10 protein-coding genes are annotated in these 14,699 nt (G+C 72.3%); 2 read left to right on the forward strand and 8 right to left on the reverse strand.

The window, feature by feature from the left end:
• Positions 1-53: 53 nt before the first annotated feature.
• From ABZS97_RS03295 to ABZS97_RS03315, 5 genes are all read right to left on the reverse strand, one after another.
• A complete protein-coding gene (locus tag ABZS97_RS03295) occupies positions 54-1,376 on the reverse strand; it encodes an RNA polymerase sigma factor (protein WP_356132939.1) in 1,323 nt (440 codons plus the stop codon).
• Positions 1,377-1,546: 170 nt separating this feature from the next.
• Positions 1,547-3,448, reverse strand: a complete 1,902-nt coding sequence (gene dnaG, locus ABZS97_RS03300) for a DNA primase (RefSeq protein ID WP_356132941.1) — start codon at positions 3,446-3,448, stop codon at positions 1,547-1,549.
• Positions 3,449-3,494: 46 nt separating this feature from the next.
• Positions 3,495-4,760, reverse strand: coding sequence for an FAD-dependent oxidoreductase (locus tag ABZS97_RS03305; RefSeq protein WP_356132943.1), 1,266 nt, complete (start codon positions 4,758-4,760; stop codon positions 3,495-3,497).
• Between the two features lie 177 nt (positions 4,761-4,937).
• Positions 4,938-6,317 (reverse strand): deoxyguanosinetriphosphate triphosphohydrolase, encoded by a 1,380-nt coding sequence (locus ABZS97_RS03310; RefSeq protein ID WP_356132945.1) that lies wholly within the window; start codon positions 6,315-6,317, stop codon positions 4,938-4,940.
• A gap of 58 nt (positions 6,318-6,375) precedes the next feature.
• Positions 6,376-7,311 (reverse strand): sirohydrochlorin chelatase, encoded by a 936-nt coding sequence (locus ABZS97_RS03315; RefSeq protein ID WP_356132947.1) that lies wholly within the window; start codon positions 7,309-7,311, stop codon positions 6,376-6,378.
• Positions 7,312-7,528: 217 nt separating this feature from the next.
• Here ABZS97_RS03315 and ABZS97_RS03320 point away from each other — a divergent pair, with 217 nt between their 5' ends.
• Positions 7,529-8,230, forward strand: a complete 702-nt coding sequence (locus ABZS97_RS03320; protein WP_356132949.1) for an ElyC/SanA/YdcF family protein — start codon at positions 7,529-7,531, stop codon at positions 8,228-8,230.
• Here the strand turns inward: ABZS97_RS03320 and ABZS97_RS03325 are convergent.
• From ABZS97_RS03325 to ABZS97_RS03335, 3 genes are read right to left on the reverse strand one after another with little or no spacing between them, the layout of a single operon-like run.
• Positions 8,217-8,987, reverse strand: coding sequence for an enoyl-CoA hydratase-related protein (locus tag ABZS97_RS03325; RefSeq protein WP_356132951.1), 771 nt, complete (start codon positions 8,985-8,987; stop codon positions 8,217-8,219). The two genes, ABZS97_RS03320 and ABZS97_RS03325, sit on opposite strands and share 14 nt — an antisense overlap.
• Positions 8,988-9,011: 24 nt before the next feature.
• Positions 9,012-10,265 carry a hypothetical protein gene (locus tag ABZS97_RS03330; protein WP_356132967.1) on the reverse strand — a complete coding sequence of 418 codons (1,254 nt, stop codon included), beginning with the start codon at positions 10,263-10,265 and terminating at the stop codon, positions 9,012-9,014.
• 44 nt (positions 10,266-10,309) lie between these two features.
• The gene (locus tag ABZS97_RS03335; RefSeq protein WP_356132953.1) at positions 10,310-11,854 is read right to left on the reverse strand and encodes an amino acid adenylation domain-containing protein; all 1,545 of its coding nucleotides are present in this window, start codon (positions 11,852-11,854) and stop codon (positions 10,310-10,312) included.
• A gap of 362 nt (positions 11,855-12,216) precedes the next feature.
• Here ABZS97_RS03335 and ABZS97_RS03340 point away from each other — a divergent pair, with 362 nt between their 5' ends.
• Positions 12,217-14,364: a molybdopterin oxidoreductase family protein gene (locus ABZS97_RS03340; protein WP_356132956.1), complete on the forward strand. Its 2,148-nt coding sequence runs from the start codon at positions 12,217-12,219 to the stop codon at positions 14,362-14,364.
• The last annotated feature ends 335 nt before the right edge of the window (positions 14,365-14,699 follow it).

Genomic DNA, 14,699 nt, shown 5'->3' on the forward strand with positions numbered 1-14,699 from the left:
CCGCCCGGTAGTTGATCCCAGGGGCCGCTCGCCTTGTGTGAGCGGCCCCTGCTTCAGTCCAGGTACCCCCGCAGCTGGTCCGCGAAGGCGTGGTCCCTCAGCTTGTTGAGGGTCTTGGACTCGATCTGGCGGATGCGTTCGCGGGTGACGCCGAAGATGCGGCCTATCTCCTCCAGCGTGCGCGGCCGGCCGTCGGCGAGCCCGTAGCGCAGCTGGACGACCTTGCGCTCGCGCTCCCCGAGCGTGGACAGCACGGCCTCCAGGTGTTCCCTGAGCAGCAGGAACGCCGCCGACTCCACCGGCGAGGTCGCGTCACCGTCCTCGATGAGGTCGCCGAGCGCTACGTCGTCCTCCTCCCCGACCGGTGCGTGCAGCGAGACGGGTTCCTGGGCCAGCCGCAGAACTTCGCTGACGCGTTCGCTGGGCAGGTCGAGGTGCGCGGCGACCTCCTCCGGTGTCGGCTCGTAGCCGCGCTCCTGCAGCATGCGCCGCTGCACGCGTACGACCCGGTTGATCAGCTCCACGACGTGCACCGGGACCCGGATGGTGCGGGCCTGGTCGGCGAGGGCGCGGGACATGGCCTGGCGGATCCACCAGGTGGCGTACGTGGAGAACTTGTACCCGCGCGCGTAGTCGAACTTCTCGACGGCGCGGATGAGGCCGAGGTTGCCCTCCTGGACCAGGTCGAGCATGGTCAGCCCGCGCCCCACGTACCGCTTGGCGACGGAGACGACGAGGCGCAGGTTCGCCTCGATGAGGCGGCGCTTGGCCATGCGGCCCATGACGACCAGCTTGTCCAGGTCGAGGGCGAGCTGGCTGTCCAGGTCGCAGGCGAGGCGGAGCTTCTCCTCGGCGAAGAGCCCGGCCTCGACGCGGCGGGCGAGTTCGACCTCCTCGGCGGCGGTGAGCAGGGGGATCCGGCCGATCTCGCGCAGGTACTGGCGGAACAGGTCGGAGGAGGGGCCGCTGGTGTCGGCGACGCGGCTGCGGGGCGGTTCGACGGGCTCGGGCGCCTCGGTCTCGGTGATCTCCACGGCGCCGGCGGGGGGTTCGCCGGGTTCGGGCGGACTCTCCGCGTCCGCCTCGGGACGTGCTTCGGGGCGTGCTTCGGGATGGTGCGCGACGTGGCTCTGCGGGGGGACTGCCGGTATGACGTCGTTCTCCGCGTCCGTGTCCGTCGCGGTGTCGGTCTCTGTGAGGGTCTGGGTCTGCACGGGGGCGACCTCCAGGAATGTCGCTGCTGAGGCATGCGGCAGCGGTACGTCGGAGATGGGGTCGGCGGCCTCGCCGCTGTCCATCCCGTAGTCGTTGAGCGGAACCGCGGGGGTGTGTAACCCGCTGTGGGCGGGCCGGCCGCGCTCCGAGGACTCAGGCACCGAGACCCAGTGTGGAGTACGACACATCGCCGCCACGAGGGGCGTGCGGTGACTTTTTGAGTCCGGTCCGTGACCGCGTGGTTACCCTGCCGTACGAGTGCGCAGCTGACAGGGCGCGAAACAGCTTGAAAGGCGCACCAAACAGCGCACGGAAAGTGGCCGCTGCTCCGTCAGAGCGCCGTCGCGCCCTGTTCCCGGAGAGCCTGGTCGTACTGCTGGAGCACCCACAGCTCGTTCTGCACGGCCGCCAACTGGGCCGGGTCGCCCTGGGCGCTCACCCGGGCCAGCGCGCCCTGTACGTCGCGTACACGGCGCTCGACGGCCCGGCGGCGCACCGAGACCAGCTGGGCCCCCGCGTACGTCTCGTCGACGGTCTTGCGCATGATCGCCTCGACGGCCAGCTCGGTGACCATGGCGCGCACCGCGTCGTCCGGGGCGGCCTCGCGGACGCGGACCAGATACTCCTGGGAGTCCTCGACGCCGTACTCGGCGCCACCCGCGTCCATGATCGCCTGGCGTACGGCCGCGTACGGGGCGGCGGTGAACTCGTCCACGCCGTACGCGTCGAAGGCCGGGGAGACCAACTCCGGGCGCTGCAGGGCGAGTTTGAGCAGCTCGCGTTCGGTGGCGAAGACGGGGTTGCGCAGGGTGAGGGCCGGGCCTCCGGCGGGCGTCCGGGCGGCCTCGTACGCCTGCTGGGGGCGCTGTCCGGCCGGGGCGGGGCCCTTGCCGCCGCGGCCCTGGGCCCAACGGGCCAGCTGAGCCACCCGCTTGACGACGAACTGCGTGTCGAGGATGCCGAGCATGCCGGCGAGCTGCACGGCGACCTCGTGCTGGGCGCCGCTGTTCTTGATGCGGGCGACGATCGGGGCCGCCTCGTCGAGCGCGGCGGCGCGGCCCGCCGGGGTCTCCAGGTCGTAGCGCAGGACGATCTGGCGCAGCGCGAACTCGAAGAGCGGGGTGCGGGGTTCGGCCAGGTCGGCGACCGCCTCGTCGCCCTTGGCGAGCCGCAGCTCGCAGGGGTCCATGCCGTCCGGGGCGATCGCGATGTAGGTCTCGGCGGCGAACTTCTGGTCGTCCTCGAAGGCGCGCAGGGCGGCTTTCTGGCCGGCCGCGTCGCCGTCGAAGGTGAAGATCACCCGTGCGCTGCCGTTGTCCATGAGCAGCCGGCGGAGGATCTTGATGTGGTCGCCGCCGAACGCGGTGCCGCAGGTCGCGATCGCCGTGGTGACGCCGGCGAGATGGCAGGCCATGACGTCCGTGTAGCCCTCGACGACGACCGCGCGGCTGGCCTTGGCGATGTCCTTCTTCGCGAGGTCGATGCCGTACAGGACCTGGGACTTCCGGTAGATCGCCGTGTCGGGTGTGTTGAGGTACTTCGGGCCGTTGTCCGACTCGTACAGCTTTCGCGCGCCGAAGCCGACGACCTCGCCGCCGATGTCGCGGATCGGCCACATCAGGCGGCCGCGGAAGCGGTCGATGGGACCGCGACGGCCTTCCTGGGAGAGGCCGGACAGGAGGAGTTCCTTGTCGGAGAAGCCCTTGCCGCGGAGGTAGCGGGTGAGGTGGTCCCAGCCCTGGGGGCTGTAGCCGACGCCGAAGTGGGCGGCGGCGGCCTGGTCGAAGCCGCGCTCGGCGAGGAACTTGCGGCCGGTGTCGGCCTCGGAGCTGGTGTCGAGCTGCTCGATGTAGAACTGGGCGGCGATCTTGTGCGCCTCTACCAGGCGGATGCGCTCGCCGCGCTGGTGGGAGGGGTTGTACCCGCCCTCCTCGTACCGCAGCGTGATGCCCGCCTGGGCGGCGAGGCGCTCGACCGACTCGGAGAAGGAGAGGTGGTCGACCTTCATCACGAACGTGATGGTGTCGCCGCCCTCCTGGCAGCCGAAGCAGTGGAAGAGTCCCTTGCTCGGGCTGACCTGGAAGGACGGCGACTTCTCGTCGTGGAAGGGGCACAGCCCCTTGAGGTTCCCGCCGCCCGCGTTGCGCAGCTGGAGGTACTCGGAGACCACGGCGTCGATCGGGACCGCGTCCCGAACCGCCTTCACGTCCTCGTCGTTGATCCTTCCGGCCACGCATGGATTCTACGGGGACGGTGTGACAGTCGGGTGCCGCTGTCGGTCAGGGGAGCAGGCTGTCCAGTGGAACGTGTGGGTCGGCGAGCGCCTCGGTGTCCACCCGGGCCCGGGAGCGGATCAATGACTGAATCGGTTCCGTGACGTCCCACACATTCACGTTCATCCCGGCCAGCACCTGTCCGTCCTTGAGCCAGAAGGCGATGAACTGCCGCTTGCCCGCGTCTCCTCGGATCACCACCTGGTCGTAGGAGCCGGGGGGCGCCCAGCCCGAGTACTCGAGCCCGACGTCGTACTGGTCGGAGAAGAAATACGGCACGCGGTCGTAGGCGAGGTCGCGGCCGAGCATTGCGCGGGCGGCCGCCGGGCCGCCGTTGAGGGCGTTGGCCCAGTGCTCGACGCGCAGCCGGGTGTCGAAGAGCGTGTGGTGGAAGGCGGCCACGTCACCGGCGGCGTAGATGTCGGGGTCGGAGGTGCGCAGCCGGGCGTCGACGGCGATGCCGCCGCCGTGCGCACGGTCGGCGATCTCCAGGCCGGCGGCCTCGGCGAGGCCGGTGCGCGGGGCCGCTCCGATGGCGGCCAGCACATCGTGGGCGGGGTGCTCCTCGCCGTCGTCGGTGCGGGCGGCGAGCACCATGCCGTCCTGGCCGACGATCTCGGTGAGCCGGGCGCCGAAGTGGAAGCGGACGCCGTGCTCGCGGTGCAGCTCGGCGAAGAGCTGGCCCAGCTCGGGGCCGAGCACCGCGTGCAGCGGGGTCCCCTCGGGCTCTACGACGGTGACCTCGGCGCCGTACTCACGGGCCGCCGCCGCGACCTCCAGGCCGATCCAGCCGGCGCCAGCGATGACGATGTGGCCGTTGTCCCGGCCGAGGGCCGAGAGGACGCCCTTGAGGCGCTCGGCGTGCGCGAGGCGGCGCAGGTGGTGGACACCGGCGAGGTCGGTGCCCGGGATGTCCAGGCGGCGGGGTTCGGCGCCCGTCGCGATGAGCAGCTTGTCGTAGTGCACCAGCGTGCCGTCGTCGCCGAAGCGGACCGTCTTCGCGCCGCGGTCGATGGCGTCGACTGTCTGGCCGAGGTGCAGCTCGACGTCGTGCTGCGCGTACCAGGCCGGTTCGTGGACGAAGACGCTGTCGCGCTCCTCCTTGCCGAGCAGGTACCCCTTGGAGAGCGGCGGGCGCTCGTAGGGGTGGTCGCGTTCGTCGCAGATCAGTATCACGCGGCCGGTGAAGCCCTCCGTTCGAAGGGTCTCGGCCGCCTTGGCGCCGGCCAGGCCTCCTCCGACGATGACGAATGTCTGATCCGCGTCGACCACTTGATGCCTCCTCGTAAGGATGTCGCCACATGCGAGCGTCCCGCACGCAGGGTGATGCGGGAAGAGGGAGTGGCCCGATCAGGCCACGCAGGGTCACACTCGTGTACTTATTTGCCCTGGTTGGCCCCAATCATCGAAGGTGCGGTGTGCCGGAGTCCGGGTGCAGCCGCGCGGTGGTCAGCGCGGACGGGCGCCCGTGAGCCGGGCGTGCAGGGAGCGTGCGGAGGCGTCCGTGAGGGACGCGATCTGGTCGACGATCACTCGCCCCCGGGCCCGGTCGTCGGGTGCCTCGTCGAACAGCGCGCGGAACTGCGGGTCCAGGCCGTCGGGCGCGCGGGCGGTGAGCGTCTCGGCGAGTTCGGCGACGACGATCCGCTGGTCGGCGCGGAGCGCCTCCTGCTCGGCGCGCTGCATGACGTACCGGTCGGCGACCGCCTTGAGGACCGCGCACTCCAGCCGGGCGCTTCTCGGCACGACCAGCTCGGCCGCGTACCGGGTGAGGCGCCCGCTGCCGTACGCCGCCCGGGTCGCGCCCTCCGCCGCGAGGCAGAAGTGGCCGATGAGCTGGCTGGTGGCGTCCTTCAGCCGGGCCTGCGCGACGGCCGTCCCGTCGTAGCCGTGCGGCCACCACTCCTGGTCGAGGAGGCGGTCGAGGGCGGCGGACAGCTCGGCGGGGTCGGTGTCGGCCGGCACGTACCGCCCGACGGCGACGGCGAAGATCTCCTGCCGCTCCGGCTCGGCGTGCAGGACGTTGGGGTCGATGTGGCCCGCGTGCAGGCCGTCCTCGACGTCGTGCACCGAGTACGCCACGTCGTCCGACCAGTCCATGACCTGGGCCTCGAAGCACGTACGGGTGCCGGGCGCGCCCTTGCGGATCCAGTCGAAGACGGGCCGGTCGTCGTCGTAGACCCCGAACTTCGGGGACTTGGCGTCGGTGGGATGGGCGCCGCGCGGCCAGGGGTACTTGGTGGCGGCGTCCAGGGCGGCGCGGGTGAGGTTGAGACCGACGCTGACGAGGTCGCCGCCCGCCGCGGCAGCGGCTGATGTCAGGGTCTGGGAGCGCACGAACCGCTTGGGCTCGATGCGGGTCAGCAGGCGCAGCGACTGGGCGTTGCCCTCGAAGCCGCCGATGTCCTCGGCGAATTCGTTGAGCGCCTGTTCGCCGTTGTGCCCGAAGGGCGGGTGGCCGAGGTCGTGCGAGAGGCAGCATGCCTCGACGAGGTCGGGGTCGCAGCCGAGGGCGGCGCCCAGCTCGCGGCCGACCTGGGCGCACTCCAGGGAGTGGGTCAGCCGGGTGCGGGGGCTGGCGTCCCAGACGCTGCTGCGCGTGCCCGGGGTGACGACCTGGGTCTTGCCGGCCAGCCGGCGCAGGGCCGCCGAGTGCAGGACGCGCGCGCGGTCGCGCTGGAAGGCGGTGCGGCCGGGCCGCTTGTCGGGTTCGGTGGCCCAGCGCTCGATGGCGGACTCGTCGTACCCCTCCGGGGCGATGTGCTCGAACCCGTCCGGCCTGGCGTACTCGGTGGGGTCTTCGTATGCCTTCGGTGCAGTGCCTTCCATGCACCGACAGTAGACGCAGGCACTGACAAACGGGACACAGCTGTCCGGGTGACCTGGGTCAGGCCGTGGCCAGTTCGCGTTCCGAGGCGGTTCCCGGCCGGGCGACGGCCTGGTCGTAGCGGTGCAGGACGAGGCGGGCCATCATCGGGTGCGCGCCGAGCGGGGCGGCGGCGATCCAGGGGGCCGCGGCGGCGCATTCGGTGGCGAAGCGGCCGGGGGCGGTGAAGTAGGAGGCGACGGCCACCCGGTGGCGGCCGCGGGCGGCGAGCGCGCGGACGGCGGCAGAGACGGTCGGGGTGGCGGCGGAGGCGTACGCGGGGACGACCGGGACACCGAGGCGCTCGGCCAGCAGCTGGGCGGTGCGGCGGGTGTCGACGGCCGCGTGAGGGTCGCGGGAGCCCGCGGCGGCGAGCACGACACCGCTGGCGCGGCGGGTCGCCTCGGTCGTCCGGGTGCGCCAGCCCGCCTCGACGAGCCGCGCGTACAGCGTCTCGACCAGCAGCGGATGCGGGCCGAGCGGGGCGGCGACGCGGGTACGCAGGTCTTCGGCGGCGGCCGCGGCCTCGGGGATGTCGTGCTTGACGTGGTAGCCGCGGCTGAGGAGCAGCGGGACGAGCACGGCGCCGGCGGGGGTGTCCTGGTCGGCACGGGCGAGGGAGGCGAGCGTGTCGGGCAGCAGGGGCTCGTTCAGCTCGATGTGGCCCAGGTGCACGGGCAGGTGCGGACGCAGCTCACGGACCCGCTCGATCAGGGTGCGTACGGTGGCCAGTGCTCGCGGATCGCGGCTGCCGTGCCCGACGAGGACGAGCGCGGGCGGCGCCGGGCGGCGGGTGCCGTTGAGCGAGACGAGGCTGAGCTGACTGCCGAGCTGGCTGGTGATCCGGTTCATGAGTTGCGCCGTACTGTCGAGGTGAGCGGCGCCGTGGGGCGCACCACCGGGCCGGTTCTTGGACGCGGTCGTGGACTCGTCGCGAGGAGGGTTCGACGCCGTCATGGACCGATCCTGGCGGCAGGAGGTTGCCGGGCCGTTGCGTGAGGGTCACGGGTATTTTCCGGCGGTTCACGGTGCCGGGTCCGGCGGTGTGAGGTACCCGACCGCCCGGCCCGTACGGCTCGGGCGAACCGGATCACCGTACGCTGCGTCCCCACTGGCGAGAACCGGTCGTGCCGAGGGCCGGGCAGACCGGGACCGACCTGGGGGGACACCGTCGATGCGCCTGCCGCGCCTGAGCATCCGCCGACCGAGGCGACCGATACTGCCGCGCACCCGCAAGGGGCAGCGGCGGGCCGTGCAGGCTGTGATGCTGCTGTGCGTGCTGGCGCTGCTGCCGGCGACCTGGATGTTCACCGCGGCCGGTGACCGGCTGCGGACGACGGCGGACGCGCCGCGCACCGAGGTCGCCGTCGTCTTCGGCGCCGGGCTGTGGGACGGGGAGCCGTCGCCGTATCTCGCGCACCGGCTGGACGCGGCGGCGAAGCTGTACCGGGCGGGCCGGATCGAGGTCGTTCTCGTCACCGGCGACAACAGCCGCGAGGACTACGACGAGCCGGACGCGATGCGCACGTACCTCACGAAGCGCGGGGTGCCCGACGCGCGGATCGTCAGCGACTACGCCGGTTTCGACACCTGGGACTCGTGCGTCCGCGCGAAGAAGATCTTCGGCGTCGACCGTGCCGTCCTGATCAGCCAGGGCTTCCACATCCGACGGGCGGTGGCGCTGTGCCAGGCGGCGGGCGTGCAGTCGTACGGCGTCGGCGTCGACGCCAAGCACGACGTGACCTGGTACTACGGCGGTGCCCGCGAGATCTTCGCGGCGGGCAAGGCCGCCCTGGACGCGCTGTTCGAGCCGGATCCCCGGTTCCTCGGACCGAAGGAACCGGGGGTGACGAAGGCGCTGGCTAGCGGTCGGTGAAGCGAGGTGGGCGCTTTTCCAGGAAGGCGGTCATGCCTTCCTTCTGGTCCTCCGTCGCGAACAGGCCGTGGAAGACGCGGCGTTCGAAGAGGACACCGTCCCGCAGGCCCGTCTCCAGCGCCCGGTCGACGCATTCGCGGGCGGCGGTGACGGCGCCGCGGCTGTGGGAGGCGATCGTCGTGGCGGCCTCCAGCGCCTCGGGGAGGACCTGGTCGTCGGGGACGACCCGGGAGACGAGGCCCGCGCTCTCCGCCTCCCGCGCGTTCATGGTGCGGCCGGTGAGGACGAGGTCCATCGCCTTGGCGCGGCCGACGAGGCGGGTGAGGCGCTGGGTGCCGCCGATGCCGGGGATCACACCGAGCCTGATCTCCGGCTGGCCGAAGAGCGCGGACTCGCCGGCGATGATCAGGTCGCACATCATCGCCAGTTCGCAACCGCCGCCCAGGGCATGGCCGTTGACGGCGGCGATCTTCGGGGTGCGCAGGGCCGCGAACTCCTCCCAGCCGCAGAAGTAGTCCTCGGTGACCATGTCGGCGGCCGTCTTCCCGGCCATCTCCTTGATGTCCGCGCCGGCCGCGAAGACCTTCTCCGAGCCGGTGACGACGAAGCAGCCGACCGCCGGGTCCGTGTCCAACGGGCGCAGGGTGTCGAGGAGTTCGGTCATCAGCTCCGTGCTGAGGGCGTTGAGGACGTGCGGGCGGTGCAGCCGTACGGTGAGGACGCGCCCGTGGCGTTCGGTCTTGAGGTTGTTGTTCATCGGCTCCCTTTCCCGACAGGCCGGTCATGAGTCCCAGATGGCGCCGTACGCGGGGATGCCGCGCCGTTCCAGGCCGTGCACGACCTGCCAGGTGAGTTTCTTGTTGGAGATGCAGATGACCGCCTCGGCACCGAAGTCCCGGTACGCGGCGTACGCGAGCCGCACCATGTCGGGCTTTCCGTTCCGGGAGGTGTCCCAGACGAGGGCGTGCGGCTGAACGGCGAGGATTTCGTCGACGAGCGCGTCGCCGTAGGTGGTGCGGGGGTCGCGGGTAGCCCAGACGAGGCGTGAGGGCACCTCGGCGGCGAGCAGGTGGGGCAGGCAGGGGCCGATGCCGCTGCCCGTGGCGACGTAGACCACCTTCGTGAACAGGGTCTCGATGTTGGCGACCCCGGCCGTGGTGATGCCCTTCACCCAGACGCGTTCGGGAGCGTCGTCGACGAAGGAGCCCGTCCAGTCGCCCGCGCGGGAGATCGTGAGCCGGAAGCCGGATTCGCCGGGTGACGGCACGTTGGCGAACGAGTGCCACTCCATGAGCGGGCTGCGGCTGATCGCGGTCGAGGACCCGGCGAAGGGTGTCACGCCGTGGTCGAAACGGGCCAACGCCACGTGGGGCGAGGGCCGTTCGATGCGTACGGCGACCTTGCGCAGCCGCATCCAGGGCAGTGCGACGCTGAAGGTGACCAGGCCCAGGACCGCCACGGACACCGGGTCCGGGACGGCCAGCAGCGTGTGCGTCCAGAACAGCGCCAGCGCCGTCCAGCCGCCGAAGCGGTGGATCTTCTCGAAGTGGTCGTGGAAGCGGGAGCGGAACGGCGGCAGCGCGGTCGCGATGATGCCGGCGAGCAGGCCGATCAGCGTCCAACTGATCACGATGAGCGGCGTGTTGGCGCCCTCCGCCGTGACCGCCACCGCGACCGCGACGAACCACGCCGCCCCGGCCAGCGCGCCCCCGACGTGCAGTCCGCCGAAGTGGTAGACCTTCGCGAGCGTCCAGCGCACCTTCAGCGGCCACGACGTCGGCGCCCAAGTCGCGACGCGGAAGAAGAAGTTGACGACGTACTGCTGGCGTACGACGACGGCGAGCGCGAGGTTGGCGAGCGCCGCGTGGCCGAGGGTGCGGGTGGCGAGGGGCCAACCAATGGCCAGGAAGGCAAGGTTGGTGATCAGCACCAGTGCCGCCAGCCGGTTGTAGTGCATCAGGCGGGGGTGCTTGAGGAGGCGGCGGGGCGCGGAGGTGAGCGGGGGAAGCTCCACCGCCGCATCCGCCACGCCCATGACATCCGTGGACGATCCCGTGGACGTCCGAGGCGGTGACGAGGTCATCGCGCCACCACCTCGCGCTCCTCCGCCAGCCGCAGCAGCGCCGCCTTGTCGATCTTTCCCCGGTCCGTCTCGGGGAGGAAGGCGAGGGGCAGGACCTCGGCCGGGACGCAGTAGTAGGGCAGCGCGGCCTCGACCGCCCGACGGGCGCCCTCCGGATCGACGTCGGCCGGGCAGACGAACGAGACGAGGGTGCGGGCGTCGCGTCTGAGGGTGACTGCGCGGGCGCAGCCGGCCACCGACTCCAGGACCGAGGAGACGCCGTCGAGTTCGACGCGGAAGCCGCGGACCTTGACCTGGTCGTCCGTACGGCCGAGGTGTTCGAGATCGCCGCCCGGGGCCCAGCGGCCGAGGTCGCGGGTGCGGAACATGAGCCGGCCGTCGCCGAGGAAGGGATCGGGCGCGTACCGCTCGCTGTTCAGCCGCTCGTTGCCGAGGTATCCGGCCGACACGCAGTCGCCGCCCGCCCACATCTCGCCGGCCGCGCCGATGGGCACGGGCCTCCGGTGCTCGTCTAGGACGTACACCGTGTTGTTGGGGGTCGGGCGGCCGATGGTGAGGAGCGGATCGGACGGATGATGGCGGCGCATCGTGTTCACGATGGTCGTCTCGGTCGGGCCGCAGCAGTTGTGGAAGGCCGCACGGGCCGCCCACCGGTCGGCCAGCGGGCGGGGGCACGGCTCGCCCGCGACGGCCACCGCGCGGATGTGCGGGCAGCTCGCGGGGTCGATGCCGGACAGGACGGTCGGCGTGGCGATCAGGACGTCCGCCGTACGGGCCGTCTCGGCGATGTCCTTGCCGCGGATCACGAGCGTGCCGCCGTGCGTCAGACAGCCGAGGATCTCCCAGGCCGCCATGTCGAAGGCGACGTTCAGCAGGTGGGCGACGCGCTCGCCGGGGCTGATGCCGAGGCCGCCCGGCCCGGTGAGCAGGATGTTCGCGACGTTGCGGTGGGTGACCTTGACGCCGTTGGGCGGGCCCGTCGTACCGGAGGTGAACAGGACGTAGCAGCCGTCGTCGGGGCGGACGGCCACTCCTGGCGGCCCCCCTTCGCGACTCGTCGGCCCGCCTTCGTACGTCAGGGGCTCGTCCAGCGCGATCAGCCGGACGTCCTGCTGCCGTGGCACGCGGTGCGCGTGTTCCGAGAGGGTGAGGACGACCCGGGTCGCGGCGGTGCGCATGACATGGTCGAGCTGGGCCGTGGGGGTGAGCCCGATGTCCTGCGGGACGTAGGCGGCGCCCGCCTTGAGGGTGCCGAGGAGGCCGACGAGCAGCGGGATCGACCGGCGGGCGAACAGGCCGACATGATCGCCGGGGCGTACGCCTTCGCGGACCAGCCGGGCCGCCAGCCCGTCGGCGTAGCGGTCGAGCTCGCCGTAGGTGATCGTCGCGCCCCGGTGTTCGGCGGCGACGGCGTGCGGTGTGGCCGCGGCCTGCCGTTCGACGGCGTGGTGGACGAGGGGGTCGGGCACGGGGACGGCGGGGCCTCGGCCGTAATGCCAGAACAGAGCCTGGTCGCGGGGGGTGAGAGGGCGCAGAGGCATGACTGCTGAGACCTCCTGGCTGTTTCGAGAACGGATGACGTGTCCGGTGTGAGCGGTGCCGAATCCGGGTTTTTCGAACGCCGTGCGGTCTTTCGCGGCCCGACTGTAGTCGCGAATTTTGAACCCTCAACAAGGCCTGTTCGGCCACGTACGATGCACAATCGGCCACATGTGGTGACTTTCATCACAGCGGCAACTTCCGTCGTGCCGACGGCAACCCACAGGTGTCCGGTTGTGCGGCCGTGCCTCTGTCCGGGGACTTTGGGCCTCACCGCCGCCCCCGGCCGCCCGGGAGGTCCCCGTCCCGGCCGCGTAACGCCGGACATCCCGGCGCGTAACACGCCCGACGCACGCTGGACGGTATGCAGACCTCCGCGACGCCCACCCACTGCCCGTACTGCGCCCTGCAGTGCGGGATGAACCTCACGCCCGAGCAGAGCGGGGGCGTCGCGGTGGTCGAGCGCCCCGACTTCCCGGTGAACCGGGGCGCGCTGTGCGGCAAGGGCCGTACGGCGCCGGAGCTGCTCTCGTCCCGGCTCCGGCTGACCTCCCCGCTGGTCCGGAAGGCGGGCGTCCTTGCGCCCGCCACCTGGGACGAGGCCCTCGACCGCATCGCCGAGGGGCTGACCCGCACGCGCACGGAGCATGGCCCGGACGCGTGCGGTGTCTTCGGCGGCGGTGGGCTGACGAACGAGAAGGCGTACGCGCTCGGCAAGTTCGCCCGGGTCGTCCTCGGCACCTCGCAGATCGACTACAACGGACGCTTCTGCATGTCGTCCGCCGCGGCGGGCGGGATCAAGGCCTTCGGCCTCGACCGCGGTCTGCCCTTCCCGCTGGAGGACATCCCCAGGACCGGCTGCGTGATCCTGGTCGGCTCCAACCTCGCCGAGACGATGCCGCCCGCGCTGCGCTACCTCACCGAGTTGAAGGAGAACGGCGGCACGCTGATCGTCATCGATCCGCGCCGCACGCGTACGGCCGAGCAGGCGGACCTGCACCTGGCGCCGCGCCCCGGCACGGACCTCGCGCTGGCCCTCGGAATGCTCCACCTGATCGTCGCCGAGGACCGCACGGACGAGGCGTACATCCAGGAGCGCACGAGCGGCTGGGAGGAGACGCGGGCCGCGGCGATGGCGCACTGGCCGGAGTACGTGGAGCGGATCACCGGTGTTCCCGTGCCCCAACTCCGGGAGGCGGTACGGCTGTTCTGCGAGCCCGCGAACGCCATGGTGCTCACCGCGCGCGGGCCCGAGCAGCAGTCCAAGGGAACCGACACGGTCGGCGCGTGGATCAACCTCTGCCTGGCGACCGGGCGTTCGGGACGGCCGCTGTCCGGCTACGGCTGCCTGACCGGGCAGGGCAACGGGCAGGGCGGCCGCGAACACGGCCAGAAGGCCGACCAGCTGCCCGGCTACCGCAAGCTCACCGATCCCGCCGCGCGCCGCCATGTCGCCGAGGTGTGGGGCGTCGACCCGGACTCCCTGCCGGGCCCGGGCCGCAGTGCGTACGAACTCCTCGACGCCCTCGGCTCGGACATCCGCTCGCTGCTCCTGATGGGCTCCAACCCGGTGGTGTCCGCGCCCCGCGCCGCGCACATCGAGGAGCGCATCAGGTCACTCGACTTCCTGGCGGTCGCGGACGTCGTCCTGTCCGAGACGGCGGCCCTCGCCGACGTGGTCCTGCCCGTCACCCAGTGGGCCGAGGAAACCGGCACGACCACGAACCTGGAGGGCCGCGTCCTGCTGCGCCGCCGCGCGATCTCCCCGCCCTCCGGCGTACGCAGCGACCTCGACGTCCTGCATGAACTCGCCGACCGGCTGGGCGTGGAGAAGGGCTTCCCGACGGACCCGGAGGAGGTCTTCGACGAGCTGCGCCGGGCGAGTGCGGGCGGGCCCGCGGACTACTCGGGGATCACCTACCGGCGGCTGGCGGAGGAGAACGGGGTGTTCTGGCCGTGCCCGGCGACGGAGGGTGCGGCGGAGGACCCCGAGGACGCCTCCCTCGACGTGCTGCCGGACGACCCGGCGGGCGAGCCCGTCGACGGGGTCCACCCCGGCACCCCCCGCCTGTTCCTCGACCGGTTCGCCACCGAGGACGGCCGGGCGCGGTTCGTGCCGGTGTCGCACCGGCCGGCCGCGGAGGAGCCGGACGACGAGTACCCGGTGCTGCTGACCACCGGGCGCGTGGTCGCGCAGTACCAGTCCGGGGCGCAGACGCGCCGCGTCGCCGAGCTCAACGCCGCCGCGCCCGGCCCCTTCGTGGAGATGCACCCGCGGCTCGCGGACCGGCTCGGGGCCGCGGACGGGGACGCCGTGGCCGTCGTGTCCCGGCGGGGCCGCGCCGTGGCCCCCGCCCGGATCACCACGTCCATCCGCCCGGACACCGTCTTCATGCCGTTCCACTGGCCGGGCGAGGGAAGGGCCAACACCCTGACCAACCCGGCCCTCGACCCGACATCGCGCATGCCGGAGTTCAAGACGTGCGCGGTGCGGCTCGAAGCGGTGCGGTAGGGCGGAGAGCGGGGCTGGGGCCGCGTGGCCGTCCCGGGGTGAGACGGCGGGTGTCGGCGCCCGGGCCGCGCCCGGCGGCCGGTCATGGGCCTTGCGTCGAGCCTCGGCCGCAGAGGGCGAAGACGCCCGCTGCGCTGCTCACCGATCTCGGGGGCCCCGGAATGGAGTGCGGGGCGCGGTGCGGTGCGCGGTGCGGCGCGGCACGGTGCGGCGCGGCACGCGGTGCGGTGCGCGGTGCGGCGCGGCACGGCACGGAGTGCGGCACGCGGCACGGCACGGGGTGCGGCACGCGGCACGGCACGGGGTGCGGCACGCGGCACGGCACGGGGTGCGGC

It is taken from the genome of Streptomyces sp. NPDC005485, from assembly GCF_040606085.1.
Classification (GTDB): domain Bacteria; phylum Actinomycetota; class Actinomycetes; order Streptomycetales; family Streptomycetaceae; genus Streptomyces.